This is a genomic window from Spirosoma taeanense (assembly GCF_013127955.1).
Taxonomy (GTDB): domain Bacteria; phylum Bacteroidota; class Bacteroidia; order Cytophagales; family Spirosomataceae; genus Spirosoma; species Spirosoma taeanense.
Window position 1 is genome coordinate 2,975,112 of record NZ_CP053435.1, and the last position, 18,145, is coordinate 2,993,256.

Below are 18,145 nucleotides of genomic sequence, written 5' to 3' on the forward strand. Positions count from 1 at the left end.
TGACGCGAACGACGCAACAGTTTCCAGGCAAAAAATCGCTCATTCGCTCATTTCACCCATAATTGGCTGAGCCAGAAGCGCCCGCAGTCGAACCGGATCTGCCTCCTGGCCGAGCAGCACCATGAGTTTGGTGATGGCAGCCTCGGTTGTAATATCGGCCCCACTCACAACCCCAATCTGCTGGAGCAGTTTGCTGGTCTGATAACGTCCCTGCGTGACTCGTCCGCCCTCGCACTGCGATACGTTGAACACCACCACGCCCCGGTCGATGGCGGCTTTTAGCGTGTCCAGAAACCACGCATCGGTTGGTGCGTTGCCCGCGCCGAAGGTTTCGAGCACAATCCCACGCAGGTTCGGAATGCTGACAATCGACTCGACCACCGGCTGGGTAATTCCCGGAAACAGCTTCAGAATCGTCACCCGAGGGTCGAGCCGCGTGCGAATCGTTAACGGCTGATTGGGCTGATACGAGCGGATGTACGGTCGGTTGTAGTCAATACTGACGCCCGCCGTAGCCAGATGCGGATAATTTTCGGATGCAAAGGCGTTAAACTGCACGCTCTCCTGCTTCGTCGAGCGATTGCCCCGCAGCAGCAGCGAATTAAAGTACACGCACACCTCCGGCACAATCGGCCTGACATCCTCCTGCCCGATCCGATTCGATACGCTCCTTGTGGAATCAGCCGGTTCAACGGCAGCCGAGTCCACGGCGGCCGCAATTTCAAGGGCCGTAATGAAGTTTTCGCGGGCGTCGGTGCGGGCCACGCCAATGGGCAGTTGCGCTCCTGTCAGAATAACGGGTTTGTTCAGGCCCACGAGCATGAAACTCAGCGCCGAGGCCGTATACGCCATGGTGTCGGTGCCGTGCAGAATCACAAAGCTGTCGTACTGATGGTAGTTTTTTTCAATCAGTCGCGCCAGTTCTATCCAGATGGCTGGCTTCATGTTCGACGAATCAATGATGTCGTGCAACGTAACAATCGTGATCTCGAAGTCGAGCCGGTTCAGTTCGGGAACGCGGTCGAGCACCTGCTCAAAATCAAACGGAATCAACTGGTCGGCACGCCGGTCATAGACCATCCCGAACGTACCGCCGGTATAAATGACCAGCACCGATCGGGCGGAGGTAGTCTGAATGCCCGGAGCCGATGCAGCCGGACGGGAGGATTCCAGACTATCCGTAATGGTGGTGTTCCGGCGCTGAGGGTTTACCGACCGCCCCGGGTTAATGCGAACAGTTTTATAAGTCATCCGCCAAAGATGAAGATAATCGGGCAAAGAGGCTGCAAATCGGTTTAATCTCACCCTCGAAACGCTAAAGCGCTAGAAGATGTCTTTTCGTCTGTCCAGGTCTGAGCATTGCTGCTCAACAGAGTAGGCCTCGCCCTGGAAGTCTTTATCCGTCGGAGTTTTTCCCTGACACAGCAACACTGCCGGGGCGTTCAGGAGACTTCATCCCGGCAGCAGGTTCGCATAGAGCGCGGGCAGCAGCGACAGGGCGTTGGCCGTGGTATGGCGGGCAACGTCATCGATACTGACCTGCATCAGGTCGGCGACGCGCTGGGCAATGAGCCGCAGGTAAGCCGGCTCATTACGCTTGCCCCGGTGGGGTACCGGCGCGAGGTACGGGCTATCGGTTTCGAGGACAAGGTGTTCCAGACTAATATGCGGCAGCACCTTGTCCAGTCCCCCATTTTTAAACGTAGCGACGCCCCCGATACCGAGCTTAAAGCCCATGTCAATAGCGCGTTGGGCCTCATCGATCGTGCCGACAAAACAATGGAAAATGCCCGTTAAACCCGGCAAGGCCAGTTTTTCAATCAGGTCAGCGGCTTCGGCAAAGGCGTTGCGGTCATGACCCGAGCGGGTATGCATCGAAACGGGCAGCTTCTGTTCAGCCGCCCAGCGCAGCTGCGTTTCAAACGCCACAAACTGCTGTTCGACAAAGGTCATGTCCCAGTAGAAATCCAGCCCGATTTCGCCGACGGCCATAAAGGCATGCTGGCTCAGTTGCTTTTCGACAGCCGCCAGCTCGGCTTCGACTGTTTCATTAACGTAAGACGGGTGCAGCCCCATCATCGGCAGGCAGCGATCGGGATACTGTTCGGCCAGAGCCATCATACCCGCTACGGTTTCCTGAGCGCAGTTGGGCATCCAGATCTGACTGATTTGCTGTTTTTCGGCAGCCGCCAGCAGGACGGCCCGGTCAGAATCGAACTGCGGATCGTAGATATGCGCGTGGGTGTCAATAAGAATCATTTCAAAAAACAGTGTTCGCGAGAAATCCGGGATGCGATGAACTATGGATAAAGACAAATCGTCCCCGGACCCTCTTCATTATACATACTTCCTGCCTTTCCATTCGATCGGAGTCGGCAACCAGTAAAACGCCACCGACAGCGGCCCGATCAGGAACTGGTATGGTTCAAACAGCAACGCATACGGCCATAACTTGGTTTGACGCAGGCGACTTAAACCAAATGAAATCGTCAGGGTTTGCAGCAACAGTTTGAGAATGTACAGGCCAACGGCTGCCACCGGCGCGAACCAGCCGAGCAGCAGCAGCAGGGGCGCGGCCAGGTACTGAACGTAAAGCCCCGCAACCATCCAGGTGGGTAAATCCGTAGCTCCGCGCATCCAGCGTTTGCGCTGGTGTAGAAACGCCTGCAGCGTATCCACAGGTTGCGTATGGGCCAGTACCCGTTCGTCGAGCAGGTTGCGAAAGCCGTACCCTTTTCGAACCAGCGCCTGGAACAGGGCGTAATCTTCGACCACCGAAAACGGCATCGACTCATACCCTCCCACTGCTGCGTAGGCTTCATGACTGACGGCCATGTTGTTACCCATGGCCGTAACGGCCAGCCCGAAGCTACTCAGCAAATGCGTCAGCGCCAGGTTGTAGAGCCAGTCAATCGTTTGAAGTTTATGGAATAGCCGCGGGCCGGTGGGCAGCGTAACGCCCGTGACAATGCCGGCACCGGACGATGTAAAGGCCCGCTCGATAGCCGTCAGCCAGTCAGGCGGCACCTGCGTATCAGCATCGGTAAAAAACAGATACTGTCCCCGCGCCTGCCGGGCCAGTTGAGCCAGAACGTTGACTTTTCCCCGCAGGCCCGGCCAGGTTGTCAGAATGTCCACCAGTCGAACGCCCGGTTGACGGACTGCGAACTCAGTTACCAGCCGACCGGTCGCGTCCGTGGACTGATCATTACCGATCAGCACTTCGACGGCATGGGCCGGGTAATTCAGTTGAGAAATGGCCCGCAGACAGTCCAGAATATTGGCTTCTTCGTTGCGGGCGGCAATCAGAATACTAATCGTAGGCGGGTTAGTAGCCGGCATAAATAGGCTGCGGAACGGCGCGGAAACTAAAATTCCGCTCGGCAAAATGCGCCAGCATCCGGGGCAGAACGTAGCGCATCGTCGGCCAGGCTTTCAGACTGTCGTGGAAGACCACAATCGAGCCGGGTTCGGTGTACTGAATTGTTTTGCGCAGACAGACGTCGGCGGGCAGGCTCCGGTCGAAGTCGCCCGTCAGCACGTCCCACATCACAATCGAATAGTTTTCGATGACCTCGGCTACTTGCGTCTTCTTAATCCGGCCGTAGGGCGGGCGAAACAGGTCGGTTTCGACGTTCAGCTCCTGCTGACATTCTTGGATATTTTCCAGATAGGTCGCGTCGTCAGTCTTCCAGCCGTTTAGGTGGTTAAACGTATGGTTGCCCACCATATGCCCCGCTTCGAGCACCTTATAGAGCATATCCCGGTGCTTGCGTACATTGTCGCCAATGCAGAAGAACGTAGCCTGAGCCGCGTATTTGTCGAGCTGCTCCAGCACAAACTCCGTTACGTCGGGGATGGGACCATCGTCGAACGTCAGATAAATCGTGGGTTCAACGCTATCGTCAATCTTCCACCAGAACTCGGGATAGACCGTTCGGAGCAGGAAGTTGGATTTATGCAGAAAGAAAGACAAAGTCGTTTGTCGTTTGAGAGTCGGAGATAGTCGTTTTTGGCCGACGACGTAAATGACGCCGAACCGCGAACAACCTAAACAAACTGAGTTAGCTTAACTTCCGCCCTTTCCAGTCGTAGCCTTTCTGCTGAGCCGCCAGCCCGAAGAAAACCACGTAGAACGGGTAGATCAACTGCGTCAGTGGAATGAAGGCTACCGACGATTTTTTTTGTAAAAAAACAAGAACCTGTCGTAAAAACAAAAACTCCGGCACGACCTTCAGCCCAACAACGAGCAAAGCCGTATTTCCGTTTAAAAAATTGAGCAACCAGCACATTACTGCCAAGACGGGTGTCATGTTGCTCAGGAAAATAAAGACCGCCAGCAGCGTGGGCCACCAGTTGGCATAAGCCCGCCACTTGCTCGCCCAGCGTTTGCGCTGGTTATAAAAGGCCATCCAGGACCGGTGCGGCTCCGTTCGGACAATGGCTGCCTGACTTTTCAGAAAACGTACCCCGTCGGGATACCGGGCGGCTATTTTATGCATCAGCAGTTCGTCGTCGCCCGACGCCAGGTGATCGACGCCCGCAAACCCGCCCACTTCGGCAAACACCAGCCGTTCGTAACACAGGTTGGCGCCGTTGCACATCGTGGGCCGGTCAAGGGCCATCGTGCAGGCCCCGGCCCCAATCAGACTCGCAAACTCCACGGTTTGCAGCGCGTTGGTAAGCCGGTGCTGCGCGGGTGTATTGGCCGTGAACGTAACCGGCCCCGAAATCAGCTTAGCGCCGGTCTGCTGGTAAAAAGCCGCGAGTGTCGCCAGCCAGTCCGGCCCCAGGCGGCAATCGCCGTCGGTCGTTACGATCAGGTCGCTGGTGGCGTAGGCAATGCTCTGGCTAATAGCCCGCTTCTTGGGCGAGGCCGCGTTCCGGTCGATCAGGGGCAAGGCCATGAGCGGAAACGAAGACCCGCGGGCGTATCGCTGCACAATGCCCAGCGTATCGTCCGTCGAGGAATCGTCGGCCACGATCACTTCGAAGTGGGTATAGGTCTGACGACTGAGATCATCGAGCAGATTTTCAATGTTTCCGGCTTCGTTCCGGACGGGAATGATCACTGTCAGCGTTGGACCGGTGGCCGATTTTGGTGACTGTGAGAACTGCGGCATACGCAGCCAGGTCAGCCAGAGCGTCAGGGTAAAGCAGGCGTACAGACCCGCAATCAGCAGCAGGAATAAGGTCATTAATCGTTAGTTGTGGTCACGGGTGGTCATTATTCGTGGGGTGCAAACGTGGCGATGCGTGACTACGAATGATCATGAACTGACCATTTCAATTTCCAGACCCAGATCAACCCCACCAGCACCGGCGTCAGGACATTGGCCACCCAGAGTGTCAGTGTGGCCGTCAGCAGCACCGGTGCCGGTACGTCAAAGGGCGCGAATACCCACAGCGAGGCCGCTTCCCGAACCCCCAGATCACTCAGCAGATTAAAAGCGGGCGTCAGCGTTTTGACCAGAAACACCAGCCCAATACCCGAGGCCGAGATCCTTACCGGCAGGTCAATCCCGATGAGCCGCATGGCCAGATAAAATTGTATTGAGAAAATAAGGTAACGCAGGGCAGCCGCGCACAGAGCCAGTCCGATTTCAGAGTCGTTGTATTGCCCGGCCACGTTCCAGTACGACGCAAACCGACTCAGCCCCGGCCGGATTTCCAGCCAGCGCACCAGCCGATGGCGCACCAGGCCGAAAGCTACCCCACCCGCCGACAGAACCGCCAGCCCCAGCAGCAGCCAGCGCCCCGCCAGATTGTCGCGCTCCGGTGCTATGGTCAGGTGATGCGCCCAGGCGATTGTTCCGAACACCAGCGCCACGTAGAACTGCATGCCGCCCGATACCAGCGATGCGCCGATGGCCCCACCCCGTTCGCCCGACCGCAGCGACAGCACCCGGCCGGCCGTATCGCCCAGTTGTGCGGGTAGGGCGAAACCCAGCGAGACCCCCGCCAGAACCCCCCGGTAAGCGCCCCAGAAACCCGTCGGTTCCACCCGACGCAGCAGAATCTGCCACTTGAGCGCTTCAAATCCCCAGTTAATGGGCGTGAGCAATAGCAGTGCAGAGGCCCATAACTCCGGATACGTAACTGAGCGGAGTTGACGCTGCACCACGGCCCAATCAAACCGCTGTTGCCGCAACACGTGGCCGATATAGGCAACGAGTGCGGCAAAAACGGCCATTTTCACCCAAAAAAGTATTTTTTTAGACGGTTTCAGCGACAAAACGTATAAGAAGACGTTACTTTGTGAAACGCATAACATCATTCTCATGATTATTCCTCCCAAACCAGCCGTCATTCCCGAGAAAATCATTCTCGGCGTAGACCCGGGCACGCAGGTTGCCGGTTACGGCATCATTTCGGTGAAGGGGGGCGTCATGAGCATGATGCAGTACGGCGTTGTTCAGTTGAGCAAATATAGCACCTACCAACTGAAGCTGCAGAAACTCCACGAAACCATCCTGCGGCTGATTGACGAGTACAAGCCCGACGAGATGGCGATTGAAGACCCGTTCTTCGGCAAGAACGTACAGGCCATGCTGAAGCTCGGCCGGGCGCAGGGCGTGGTGATGGCGGCTGCCCTCTCGCGGAATATTCCCATCGTGGAATATGCCCCCCGGCGCATCAAGCAGTCGGTTACGGGCAATGGCAATGCCTCGAAGGATCAGGTGTCGCACATGGTCAGCCACCTGCTACGGGAAGAACTAAATCCGCAATTCTTCGATGCCACCGATGCGCTGGCCATTGCCGTCTGCCACCACTTCCACGAGAATGCTCTGCCGACGGTTTCGAACAAAAAGACCAAAAAAGGAGCCTGGGGCGCATTCGTAAGTGAAAACTCAGGACGCATAAGCGGTTAGCCCCTAATACGACTCATATTCGAAACGTAGGGTCTCCACCTCTACGGTACTGTTCGGCGGGCTGTAGGTCGTTGTCCTGATGCGCATGGTAGGTAGATTCTGCGCGTTATACTGGTACTGATAGGTAAAGGTTCGCCCTCCCCCGTTCGGTACGCTGGTCAACACATTGTTCTGACTAAGATTCAGCGCGTTATCTATGCCCCCGAAATACGTATAAATGGCGCTGGGCGAAAAGCGGGGATTGACGAACCCATTCGGATAGGGTGCTGGAATCACGTACACGCCGTAGAACGGATTCACTTTATCGTCATAGGTAAAACGGGTCGTGCCGGAACTCGGGATAGCCGGACCTCCTTTCGCGATAATAGTAGTTCGGTTGCTGTCGGCGGTCAGGTTTTTTCCGGAGAAGGTAAACACATCCAGCCCCTGAACCTGAAGCCCGCCCGTCGAATAGAAACGCCCACTGCTCGTCAACTGACCGGCGCTGTTATAGTTGAACCCCAAAACATACCCTGGCTCGCCGGGACTATGCGTCAATTGGGATACCTGTCCCGCCGTATTGTACAAGTAATCGTACTGCTCAACCCGATTCGGTTGACTACCCCGGGGATAGAGAACGGCCTCGTGATGCAGCCGCGTTAGTCGATTTTGGGCATCGTACTGGTAGTTGCTGTACTCAATTTCGGAGATGCTGCTATCTGGCGTCTGGTAGGTCAGGATTGAACTGAGCCGGTTCTGAGCATCGTACCGGAACTGGCTGACTTTGGCCAGGTTATTCGGCAGCTCCATCGTTATTGATTTGACGCGCAAGCGGCTGGCCGATGAACCGGGCGTAACGGTCAGGTCGCGATGATCGAAACAGGCGGCAAGGCTCCCGGCCAGGAGCAGGCCAATGAGCAGGTGTCGGATAGACATAGGAGTAAGGGTTTAGGAATGTAATAAGCATGACAGCGGATCCATCACGGAAGAATAGACAGGTTCCGTTTCAATAGGGTTGCATTCCGGCTCTCCTTAGTCCTAAATTTAAGTTCTATTATTTATTAGAATTATCATATTAATCAAAAAGTTTATCTTGCGTGGCCCCAAAACTCCGGTTCATTCCCGACGTTATAAACTGTATACAGTGTCCTACAATCATGCCCACGTTTCAGCACACGCTTCGCCTGCCCGCCTACCCGCGCGGTTTCCATCTCATTACCCGGCTAATTGAGCGGGAGTTTGCCAACCTTCGCCAGATACGCACCGGACTCCTGCACGTCTTTATCCAGCACACCTCGGCCAGCCTCACCATTAATGAAAATGCCGATCCAACCGTCCGGGGCGATTTTGAGCGGTTCTTCAACAGGACCGTACCGGAAAACGCCCCCTATTACCAGCATAATTCTGAAGGCCCGGACGATATGCCCGCGCATCTGAAAGCGGCTCTGCTGGGCCACTCGGTTACGATCCCAATTACGAACGGACGGCTGAATCTAGGAACGTGGCAGGGCGTCTACCTGGGCGAACACCGCGACGAAGGCGGCTCCCGAACGTTAATCCTGACCGCCTGGGGTGAGTAGCCGACCCGTCACCGCAGCATCCGCCATACCTCATCTACGCTGGTAACGGGCAGTTGACACGCCCGGTTGTAACAGACGTAAACAGCCGTTTGCCCGTTAATCGGTCCGCGCTGCTGCAACAGGGGCAGGTCGCTTTTGTCGGTCGTTCCGCAGAGTACTTTATTGGGGTAAAACTCCCGGTCCAGCTCCGCCCGAAACGCTTCGGCTTCTGGACCAACCAGGGCAATCTCGGCCGTGGGCCGTACGCGCAGTGCAAACAGAGCGGCCCAGTTGGTCAGGTAATCAGCGTTCTGCTGCACCAGCGGCTGGATTCGTCCCAGCATCTGGTCGGCCCGCTCGGCATAGTCCGGCCGCTCCAGCAATAAACTCAGTGTATAGAGATTCTCGGCCATCATCGAGTTCGACGCGGGAACAACGTTGTCGAACAGTTCCTTACGTCGGGCAATGAGTTCTTCGCCGTTTTTGTCGGTGAAAAACAACATGGGATCGGACTCGTCCGCACCTTCGGCCGGATCGGCGAAATTGGTCAGCACGTACTGCATCAGTTGATCGGCTTCGGTCAGCCAGCTTTCGGTAAAGGTAGCCTGATAGAGCGCCAGCAGGCCGTCGATCACAGCCGCGTAATCGTCCAGGAATCCGGCCTGCCGGGCGCGGCCAAGCTTATACGTATGCCACAGCCGACCGTTGCGGGCGTCGCGCATTTTTTTCAGCAGGAAGAACGCATTACGCAGGGCCAGCGTCAGAAACTCCGGTTCGCCAAACACGCGGTATGCCGTAGCCAGCCCTTTCAGCATCAGGCCGTTCCACGAACACAGAATTTTATCATCGAGCCCCGGCCGGATACGTTCGTTACGTATCCGGAGCAGTCGCGTGTGAGTCGCATCGAGCCGTACGTTCAGATCGGCCGCCGACCAGCCCATCCGTTCGGCGAAGGCTTCATCCGTTTCGGTCCGGTGCAGAATATTACGTCCGTGTTCCCAGTTGCCGTCGTCCGTCAGATTATACAATTCCGCAAACCAGCCGTAATCCTCACCCAGCGTCTGCCGCAATTCCGGGGTGGTGAAAGTATAGAACTTGCCTTCCACCCCTTCGCTATCGGCATCGAGAGCCGAGTAGAAGCCGCCTTCGGGACTCAGCAGTTCGCGCTGGGCGAAGGCAATTGTCTGGTAGACGACATGTTTGTATAAGGGCCGCCTGGTCAGGCTATACGCTTCGGCGTAAAGCGCCAGCAGCTGCCCATTGTCGTACAGCATCTTTTCGAAATGGGGGGCAAACCAGTCGGCATCGGTCGAGTAGCGGGCAAACCCACCGCCAAGCTGATCGTAGATGCCGCCGAGGGCCATACGGTCGAGCGTCAGCGTAATCTGATGCAGGGCGGCTTCGTTGCCTGTTACGTCATAGTAGCGTAGCAGAAACCGCCAGATGCTCGGCATCGGGAACTTAGGCGCCCGGCGCATACCACCTTTTTCATCATCGGCCTTAACGGCGATTTTACGATACAGTACCTCCAGCGTTTCGGGCGCAAACAGCGGATCAGCGGGTTTCAGACCGTACCGTTCTGCGTCGCTCAGGTTCAGTTCGGTCGCAAAGCCTTCCGCCGACTGCGCCAGGTCGGCCCGGTGCTCATCGAAGGCATCGCGGATATTCCCCAGCAGATTCACCCAGTTCTGGGGCGGCAGATACGTTACGCCGTAGAAGGGTTTGGCATCGGGCATCAGGAACACGTTCAGCGGCCAGCCTCCCTGCACACCCATCGCCTGTACGGCCTCCATATAGATAGCATCTACGTCGGGGCGCTCCTCCCGATCGACCTTGATGCAGATGAAGTTCTCGTTCATGACCCGCGCCACGGCTTCCTTTTCGAACGATTCGCGCTCCATGACGTGACACCAGTGGCAGGCCGAATAGCCAATACTGACAATTATTGGCTTGTCTTCCTCGCGGGCGCGGGTCAGAGCCTCTTCGCCCCAGGGGTACCAGTCAACGGGGTTGTTAGCATGCTGGAGCAGATACGGGCTGGTTTCGTACTGGAGTTGGTTCGGCATAACGTTGGCAGGTCATTACAAAGTCCTGACTGTCCTGTATAGTCTTTACGACAACTGACCGGCAATGACTACTTAATGACTATTTTTTTAGTTTGGCTTCCGCGTTCGCTGGTGATCCGCAGAAAATAGAGTCCGGCAGGCAGCGTGGCGACGTTCAGGGTTTCCTTCGCCGTTGCGACCGTCGTTCGGCTAACCACCCGACCGGCTGCAGTGAGTAACACCAATTCGGTAGCTGCGGTTGGCTTCCGGGCGAAAGAAATCGTCAGGGTCGTTGTCGCCGGATTGGGAAATACCTGCACCTCAGGCACTACCGGCTCCGTGGCCGTAACGGTTCCCATCTCATACCGGCATAGGGATACTTCCCGCCCCGTCAGCTCGATGGTGCGGCCCCAGTTCCTGTACCGAACGACCAGTTCTGTCTTTGCGCCTTCGGCAGCATAGGGATTCTGGGCGGCAATCAGGATGGTGTTGTTCTTGACCACCCCGCGCCAGACGGGCAGTTGCTTGTCCATCAGGTCGCGGGCGGGCGTTTCGATAACCAGTTCATAGGGCGCCTGAAACATATCGGCGAAGCGCGACAGCCGGTACAACCCGTGGATAAAATGCTCGTAGGCCGCGTGATTGTCGGTGCGCGTGCGCGACAGACTCTGATCGTCCCAGAGCCACAGACCGGCCGCCCCGGAGAAGAACGGGAAAATGGCGGTGGCTTCAGCCATAAACGGCTGGATGAAGTTGGGGTAATTGCCCGAACTATCGTGGTAGCGCAGCCAGACCCACGGCACAACGGGCTTTGTGCTCCACGCCCGGTTGGCTTCGACCTGAAACAGCAGATACGCCAGACAGTCCTGCGCCAGCGGGTTCGGGTAATCGTAATAATAGTAAGCCGACGGCGACAGCGCGTCTAACTGCGCATAGAACGGCCCGCCTACTGCGCGCTCCGTCGAATCTTTCACCAGGTAATTGACCCGGCTCAGGTTCGTTGTCCAGTCGGTCCAGGGAAAGGTTGGTACATTCAGATAAGTATTCAGAATAGGCGTGTCGGCGTAGCTGCTGACGCTCACCCCGGTCAGGTCGGCGTGCTGGCGGACGTAACGCAAGCCTTCGGCGTATAGATTCCGGATCGCGTTTTTATAGGCCACCACAAACTCACCATCCGGCAGTTTTCGGTAGGCTTCGGGGACGCGGGTATCCAGCTTGAGCCGCAGAATCCGGGCTTCGGTTTCCTGAATCCGCTCGATGTCCAGCACCAGCCGGTTGGTCTGGATATTGTACTGGCCGGCCGCGTTCTTCTGTCCTCCGGCCAGATCCGACAGGAAACGGTCCCATTTGGCGCGGTAGGCGTTCAGGTCATTGGCCCAGGGGCTTTCGATGGTTTCCCAGGGCTGGCTCAGGCCCGTGGCGAAGCCCGACCATTCGACAGCCCGCTGGCGAAACGGAACAACCGTACCATACTCGCTGTCCTGCACGTGAACGATATGACTGAAGCCATGCCGCAGCGGACTCCCGTTGGCATCGCCCAGCCGCGGCCCGCCAAAGACGACCGGAAACGGCAACGTAAACTGGGGAAATTTGCTCCATTCGATCTGATTCGGCTGACTGACGGGCGTAAACGTCAGCCGGTCGGCGCATTGCTGCTGGGCCAGAACCGACTGACTTAACCCTAAAGCCGTCATCCACAGGAAGAAAAAGCCAAATCGAGCGCGCATAGCTTGTATTTTCGCCAAAACTAAAGAATTTTGCCCGCGACACGTAGTTTGTCATGTCTGGCCGCCTGCTAACGAACCGGTTCGTTGCTAAACGATTTGGGCGGACTACTTCGTTTTCACCTCGACATTTCTCACACTAACGTTTACTCTGGTTATGAAACGGTCCCGTTTTCTGTTTTTTGCCCTGCTGGTGGTCGCTTCCCTGGCGGGCTGCAAGGATGACTCTCCGAATGCCTCCACCCAGACCGAATTACTGGTGGCCAACAACTGGCTGACCAGGCGCGTGACGACGCCCGATGGACAGGAAATCAACCGGAGCCGGCTGAACCTCGCCACGCAGGTCCTGTTCGATCTGAACATGCAGTTCCGCTCCAACGGCACCGTTCGGGCGCTGGACCCCCGACAGGCCAACTCGGTTGTGAACGGAGGAACCTGGAAACTGGCCGCCGACAACCAGTCCATCGACGTTGACGTATCGGGGTTCAAAGGCAACTTCCCAATTATTCAACTGAACCGCACGAAGCTCATTCTGCGCCAGCGCGCACCAGTCGACGGTAAAGACACCGACGTAAACCTGGAGTTTGAGCCGGTCGTTTAACGAAACAGGCGAACGTGTAACGAGCCGGTACTCTTCTCCACGTTTACGCGTTCAGCCATTGTGTCCATGCCTACCCTCCGCTTCGAAACAGAATCGGGATATTTCATTACGGCCGACGCCTATGGCGATCCGGCCCATCTGCCCGTCCTGCTCCTCCACGGTGGCGGACAGACCCGCCATTCCTGGGGCGACACGGCCCGGCTGCTGGCCGATGCCGGGTGGTATGCGCTCGCCCTCGACGCCCGCGGGCACGGCGACAGCGACTGGTCGCCTGAGCATCACTACGATCTGGATTATTTAGCCAGCGACCTCCGCGCCGTCATCGCGCAACTCAACCAGAAACCGGCGCTGGTGGGTGCCTCCATGGGCGGCATGACGGCGCTGATCGCGGAAGGCGAACGCCCTGCGCATACCGATTCCATCTGCACCGCCATTGTGCTGGTCGATATTGCTCCCCGCGCCGAACAGAAAGGCATCGAACGAATCTTTGCGTTCATGAGCGGCAATCAGGGCGGGTTTGCCAGCCTCGATGAAGCCGCCGAAGCCGTAGCCGCTTACCTCCCCCACCGCCCGCGTCCGTCGGACCACAGCCGGTTAGAAAAAAACCTGCGGCTGCGTAACGACCCCAATGGTCAGCCACGCTATTACTGGCACTGGGACCCGGCCATGCTGGCCCTCTGGCGGCAAACCACAACCCCCGACCGCCAAATTCACCATGAAGAGCGGCTCTACCGGGCCGCCCGCGCCCTGACTGTTCCGACGCTCATTGTGCGGGGTGGCATCAGCGACGTCGTAAGTGAGAAAGTAATGGCCGAGTTTCTGGATGCCGTACCGCACGTGCAGAGCGTGAGCGTTGCCGAAGCGGGCCACATGGTCGCCGGCGATTCAAACCATGCCTTTACGCGGGCCGTCATTGACTTTTTACGAAGGGAACAGGCGAATAAGTAAAAGAGAGGTGTACCTTGCTCAACTATTCGTTCTTCCGTTCGCGGTTTCACTCGTTTACGTTTCGCTCGTTCGCTCTGTATGCAGAAGAACAACCCTCGTACGCTCACTGCCTGGACGTACTATGACTGGGCAAACTCCGTGCATTCGCTGGTGATTGTATCCAGCATCTTTCCGGTCTATTTCTCCGCCACCGCCCTTAATGACGCGGGCGGTCCGGTGATTAACTTCCTCGGCTTTCCGATCAAAAATTCGGTGCTCTTTTCCTACACCATCTCGGCGGCTTTTCTGTTTACGGCCTTGCTCTCGCCGTTCAGTACGGCCATTGCGGATTACAGCGGCCGTAAAAAAACCTTTATGAAGGTATTCTGCTATACGGGAGCCATCAGTTGCGGCCTTCTGTATTTTTTCACTCAGCAGACCACTACGTTTGCTGTTATCTGCTTCTGGCTCAGCCTGATCGGCTGGAGCGGCAGTATCGTCTTTTACAACTCCTACCTGCCCGACATCGCCACCGAAGACCAGTATGACCGGGTCAGTGCACGGGGCTTTTCGATGGGGTACATCGGCAGCGTCCTGCTGATGGTCGTCAACCTGCTGATGATCCTCAAACGCGACTGGTTCGGCAACATCTCCGAAGGAATGGCTTCGCGTCTGGCCTTTCTGACGGTAGGTCTATGGTGGATTGGTTTCGCGCAGATTCCGTTCAGTCGCCTGCCCGAGGGAAACCGGAACGGAAACCCGACGGGGAATTACCTGTTTAACGGGTTCAACGAATTGCGGATGGTCTTTGGCCAACTGCAGGAGCGGCCGCTGGCCAAGCGGTTTTTGGTTGCCTTTTTCGTGTACAATATGGCCGTTCAGACCGTCATGTACGTGGCGACCATCTTCGGGAGCGACGAGCTGAAAATGCCCGGCCAGAGCCTGATCATTACGATCCTACTGATTCAGTTGGTGGCCATTCCGGGCGCTTATGGCTTCTCCTGGCTGTCCGAACGCTTGGGCAATACGTATGCCCTGATGATTGCCGTCGTGATCTGGATTGGCATCTGTACCGGCGCGTATTACGTCCAGAATCAGACGCAGTTCTTCGGGCTGGCGGCTGTGGTAGGTCTGGTGATGGGCGGGATTCAGTCGCTCTCGCGCTCAACCTATTCCAAGCTCATTCCGGCCACCAACGACACGGCCTCGTATTTCAGTTTCTATGACGTAACCGAAAAGGTGTCGATTGTCATTGGCACCCTTGTTTATGGGTTGATTGAACAATTTACGGGCAGTATGCGCAACAGCGTCCTGGCGCTGCTAGTGCTGTTTATCATCGGGTTTATCCTGCTGTGGCGGATTCCCTCGCAAAAAATCTACAGCACGCGCTTGCAAACGGAAGAGGTTTTGTAGTATGTTTGTAGTCCCCGGAAGGCGTTGGCGACGCCGTTTGTCAAAACCCGCCGTTAACGCTTTCTCGGGGACAAAGGAGGTTAGCTCAGTTGGTTCAGAGCGCTGCTTTGACAGAGCAGAGGTCAGCGGTTCGAGCCCGCTACTTCCTACCGGACAGGTTGTCCAAACGCCCCAAATCCAGTGGATTTGGGGCGTTTTGCTGTAGCTTTTACCTGTGTCCTTCTACCTACGGGCTTACGTATCTGGCTTAACCCCCAACTGGAATAGCCATATACCGCTGGTTGTGCCTGAGAATATATCTTCTTAACTGATAGCCGCGGCCAATTGACGTCTGTTACAGCGCGTTACCAATTCCCACTAACACAATCGAAACCAGGATCACGACAATACCGGCCACAAAGGTGCGAAACGTCCGGGGCGACACGCCCGACCACTCTTTCAGGTACAGGCCCCAGATATTGGCCGTCAGGATAATCGTGGCCATGTGCGTGATCCAGGAAGAAGCCCCGTTGCCCAGCTTGCTTTCCCCCATACCGTAGAAGAAAAACTGCAGAAACCACATCGTACCCGCAATACCCGCAAACATAATGTTCGAAGCAATCGGCGTATGGGTGTTGGTATAGTCGCCGAATGTCCGGTTTTTGGCGTTCAGATACATGCACCATAACAGGTTGGTCGTCAGACCACCCCATAGAAGCACTACGTAAGTCACATTGTTCTGAAACAGCGGATTGCTGCCCTGCTCAACGGCCTGATCGGCCAGGGGCTTACCCGCTTCAATACCATAATTAAAGAAGGCACTCAGAATCCCCGAGATAACGGCGATGACCAGCCCTTTTATTAGGCTGAACTCCTTGACCGATGCTTTCTTATCTTCTTCGGAAAGCTCCCCTTCTTTCATCATGCCGGCCCGGCCGGAAATGGCGATTCCAACCAGGCACACGAGTACACCCAGCAGCACCAGCTGCCCGCCCGAGGTACCCAGCATATCGGTAAACGACGCTTTCCCCTCGACGGGATTAAAGTTGTAATAGATCGGCGGTACGAGCGCACCAAAGGCCGAACTGAATCCTAGTACGACGGAGTTGCCCAGGGACATACCCAGGTAGCGCACCCCCAGTCCATAGGTCAGGCCGCCGATACCCCACAGCAGGCCCATCAGGAACGTAATGGATTTAATGCTGAAGTCGGCAGAGGCAATGATGCTAGGGAAATCGGGGATGGTCAGGTAAGCGGCTAAGGGCGGCACAAGAAGCCAGGAAAACAGCCCGCCAACAATCCAGTAGCTCTCCCAGGACCAACCCCGAACTTTGTTAAAGGGCATGTAGAAACTACCCGAGAAACCTCCACCGATGGTGTGGTAAATGATACCTAATATTGCCTGCATTGCCCGTAATCTGTCTAGTTGTTTTGTTTTCTGTTTGTAATGGATTTCAGATCTGTGCAAAGAAGGACTTTTTCCTGACTTCCTCCTCATAGAGGCCGACAGAAAGACAAGGAGCGCACGCGCAAAACACAAATAAGGCTGGCCCCACCCGATTCATCGTTCTGTGAATTCAGGTAGGCAGCCAGCCGGGCAAGTCGAAAAGAAGATATTGGGTTCGGAGTCTCAAAAGCCAGGAACAGCAAACCGATCCATTAGGTCTTAAGCAACGAACTTAGTTTGTGCAGAGCGGAAACGAAGCCAGCCTCGGCCGTAACTGCGACACCTGCCGACGTGAAATTGGCAGCCGCCGGTCCTGCGAGAGCCGAACAAACGGCGTTGGCACGTAGCGGGTTCTGTAGGCAACAATATGCGCCGGATTAACCAGTATGCCTTTATGGATCCGCAGAAAATCGGGCAGGCGCTCGGCAAAGCGTTTGAGTGTAACGGCCACCAGCATGGGCTTCTGGCCAATCAGATGTACGGTAGTATAGTTACCAACGGCTTCCAGGTATTCGATTGTAGCGACAGGAACGGCACGTCGGTAAGTAAAGTCGGGTAAGAGTAAGGTTTCCATAATGAAGATTTCGTCTCGGGTTGATCAGAGCCAACGCCTGCGTCAGCGTTGCGTACCTGTCAATAAAAGTAGACGCCTACCGCGCGGAATCCGGGTGTGATCGGTATGAACTGTAAGAAACAGGCAGTGATCAGTGACTATTTCCGGATAAACCGTATCCACCCGAACGTAACGCCGGTAGGGATAAAGGCCGCTGACGGTGCGAATGAATCAGTCCCGGCCTACCCATAACCAGACCGGTATATTATCGGCACCTGATAATTCCTTTTAAAACAATAATACCAGTGCCTCGGTAATAGTGAACAATAGCTATGACTGCCTGTTAAGCTGGTAGTATAAATACTTATACGTACAACAAAACCACAAAACAATGGCGGATTACACTAACCAATCCTCAACAAACCCATCAACAGCCAGTCAGCCTAATCGGATGGTGACGACCATGTACAACGATCGCGACAGTGCAGAACAGGGCTATTCTACCCTTCGCGAACGGGGTTATTCGGACAGCGACATTAATTTGCTGATGTCTGACGAAACGCGGGACAAGCATTTTGTTCAACGCCATGACGATGATACGGATACCGACCTTGGTAACAAAGCCATGGAAAAAGCAGGCGTTGGCTCGGCTATTGGTGGTACCATTGGAGCCGTAGCAGCAGCTATTGCGGCCATTGGTACAAACCTGATTCTTCCTGGTCTGGGTCTGGTTGTGGCCGGTCCATTGGCTGCAGGTCTGGCGGGTGCCGGCGCGGGTGGCCTTACGGGCGGTTTGATCGGTGCGCTGGTCGGCTCAGGCATTCCCGACGACCGGGCCAAAGAATACGAAGAAGGAATTAAACAGGGTGGTATCGTGATGGGCGTAAGCCCACGCGACGAAGAAGACGCCCGGCATCTGGAGCAGCATGGCTTCCGGTAGACTACGTTGATTCCGAACAGGCCGTGGGGCCAGATGAGCTTTTCATCTGGCCCCACGGCTTTTTAGTACCTCCCGAAATCAGAAACCCAAGATAAACACGCCGTCC

Annotated in this window: 17 protein-coding genes and 1 tRNA gene; 7 read left to right on the forward strand and 11 right to left on the reverse strand. The window is 56.0% G+C overall.

The window, feature by feature from the left end:
* Positions 1-39: 39 nt before the first annotated feature.
* From HNV11_RS12535 to HNV11_RS12560, 6 genes are all read right to left on the reverse strand, one after another.
* Positions 40-1,251 carry an asparaginase gene (locus tag HNV11_RS12535; protein WP_171739990.1) on the reverse strand — a complete coding sequence of 404 codons (1,212 nt, stop codon included), beginning with the start codon at positions 1,249-1,251 and terminating at the stop codon, positions 40-42.
* Between the two features lie 201 nt (positions 1,252-1,452).
* On the reverse strand, positions 1,453-2,259 hold the full coding sequence (locus HNV11_RS12540) for a TatD family hydrolase (protein WP_171739991.1): 807 nt from the start codon (positions 2,257-2,259) through the stop codon (positions 1,453-1,455).
* Positions 2,260-2,337: 78 nt separating this feature from the next.
* Positions 2,338-3,342 (reverse strand): glycosyltransferase family 2 protein, encoded by a 1,005-nt coding sequence (locus tag HNV11_RS12545; protein WP_171739992.1) that lies wholly within the window; start codon positions 3,340-3,342, stop codon positions 2,338-2,340.
* On the reverse strand, positions 3,329-3,976 hold the full coding sequence (locus tag HNV11_RS12550) for a polysaccharide deacetylase family protein (protein WP_171739993.1): 648 nt from the start codon (positions 3,974-3,976) through the stop codon (positions 3,329-3,331). The genes HNV11_RS12545 and HNV11_RS12550 overlap by 14 nt, the downstream gene beginning before the upstream one ends.
* Before the next feature lie 88 nt (positions 3,977-4,064).
* Entirely contained in the window at positions 4,065-5,198 is a 1,134-nt protein-coding gene (locus tag HNV11_RS12555) for a glycosyltransferase (RefSeq protein WP_171739994.1), read from the reverse strand.
* A 62-nt stretch (positions 5,199-5,260) separates the two neighbouring features.
* Positions 5,261-6,235 carry a lysylphosphatidylglycerol synthase domain-containing protein gene (locus tag HNV11_RS12560; protein ID WP_449451394.1) on the reverse strand — a complete coding sequence of 325 codons (975 nt, stop codon included), beginning with the start codon at positions 6,233-6,235 and terminating at the stop codon, positions 5,261-5,263.
* A gap of 46 nt (positions 6,236-6,281) precedes the next feature.
* On the opposite strand from HNV11_RS12560, the gene ruvC reads away from it, so the two are divergent.
* Positions 6,282-6,872: a crossover junction endodeoxyribonuclease RuvC gene (gene ruvC, locus HNV11_RS12565; RefSeq protein ID WP_171739995.1), complete on the forward strand. Its 591-nt coding sequence runs from the start codon at positions 6,282-6,284 to the stop codon at positions 6,870-6,872.
* Positions 6,873-6,875: 3 nt separating this feature from the next.
* Here ruvC and HNV11_RS12570 read toward each other — a convergent pair whose 3' ends face one another.
* The gene (locus tag HNV11_RS12570) at positions 6,876-7,787 is read right to left on the reverse strand and encodes a hypothetical protein (protein WP_171739996.1); all 912 of its coding nucleotides are present in this window, start codon (positions 7,785-7,787) and stop codon (positions 6,876-6,878) included.
* Positions 7,788-8,008: 221 nt separating this feature from the next.
* Between HNV11_RS12570 and HNV11_RS12575 the strand changes: the two genes are divergently transcribed.
* Positions 8,009-8,431, forward strand: coding sequence for a secondary thiamine-phosphate synthase enzyme YjbQ (locus HNV11_RS12575; protein WP_171739997.1), 423 nt, complete (start codon positions 8,009-8,011; stop codon positions 8,429-8,431).
* A gap of 8 nt (positions 8,432-8,439) precedes the next feature.
* Here the strand turns inward: HNV11_RS12575 and HNV11_RS12580 are convergent, their stop codons facing one another.
* Both HNV11_RS12580 and HNV11_RS12585 read right to left on the reverse strand, forming a co-directional pair.
* Positions 8,440-10,476, reverse strand: coding sequence for a thioredoxin domain-containing protein (locus HNV11_RS12580; protein ID WP_171739998.1), 2,037 nt, complete (start codon positions 10,474-10,476; stop codon positions 8,440-8,442).
* A gap of 68 nt (positions 10,477-10,544) precedes the next feature.
* Positions 10,545-12,182, reverse strand: coding sequence for a T9SS type A sorting domain-containing protein (locus HNV11_RS12585; RefSeq protein ID WP_171739999.1), 1,638 nt, complete (start codon positions 12,180-12,182; stop codon positions 10,545-10,547).
* Between the two features lie 154 nt (positions 12,183-12,336).
* Here HNV11_RS12585 and HNV11_RS12590 point away from each other — a divergent pair, with 154 nt between their 5' ends.
* From HNV11_RS12590 to HNV11_RS12605, 4 genes are all read left to right on the forward strand, one after another.
* On the forward strand, positions 12,337-12,780 hold the full coding sequence (locus HNV11_RS12590; protein WP_171740000.1) for a hypothetical protein: 444 nt from the start codon (positions 12,337-12,339) through the stop codon (positions 12,778-12,780).
* A gap of 66 nt (positions 12,781-12,846) precedes the next feature.
* The gene (locus HNV11_RS12595; RefSeq protein WP_171740001.1) at positions 12,847-13,728 is read left to right on the forward strand and encodes an alpha/beta fold hydrolase; all 882 of its coding nucleotides are present in this window, start codon (positions 12,847-12,849) and stop codon (positions 13,726-13,728) included.
* Between the two features lie 78 nt (positions 13,729-13,806).
* Positions 13,807-15,120, forward strand: coding sequence for an MFS transporter (locus HNV11_RS12600; RefSeq protein ID WP_171740002.1), 1,314 nt, complete (start codon positions 13,807-13,809; stop codon positions 15,118-15,120).
* A 74-nt stretch (positions 15,121-15,194) separates the two neighbouring features.
* Positions 15,195-15,269: transfer RNA gene (locus tag HNV11_RS12605), tRNA-Val, on the forward strand.
* A gap of 185 nt (positions 15,270-15,454) precedes the next feature.
* Here HNV11_RS12605 and rhaT read toward each other — a convergent pair.
* Positions 15,455-16,507, reverse strand: a complete 1,053-nt coding sequence (gene rhaT, locus HNV11_RS12610) for an L-rhamnose/proton symporter RhaT (protein WP_171740003.1) — start codon at positions 16,505-16,507, stop codon at positions 15,455-15,457.
* A 271-nt stretch (positions 16,508-16,778) separates the two neighbouring features.
* The gene (locus HNV11_RS12615) at positions 16,779-17,120 is read right to left on the reverse strand and encodes a LytR/AlgR family response regulator transcription factor (RefSeq protein WP_171740004.1); all 342 of its coding nucleotides are present in this window, start codon (positions 17,118-17,120) and stop codon (positions 16,779-16,781) included.
* Positions 17,121-17,490: 370 nt separating this feature from the next.
* Between HNV11_RS12615 and HNV11_RS12620 the strand changes: the two genes are divergently transcribed.
* Complete coding sequence (locus tag HNV11_RS12620; protein ID WP_171740005.1) at positions 17,491-18,039, forward strand: hypothetical protein; 549 nt, start codon at positions 17,491-17,493, stop codon at positions 18,037-18,039.
* The last annotated feature ends 106 nt before the right edge of the window (positions 18,040-18,145 follow it).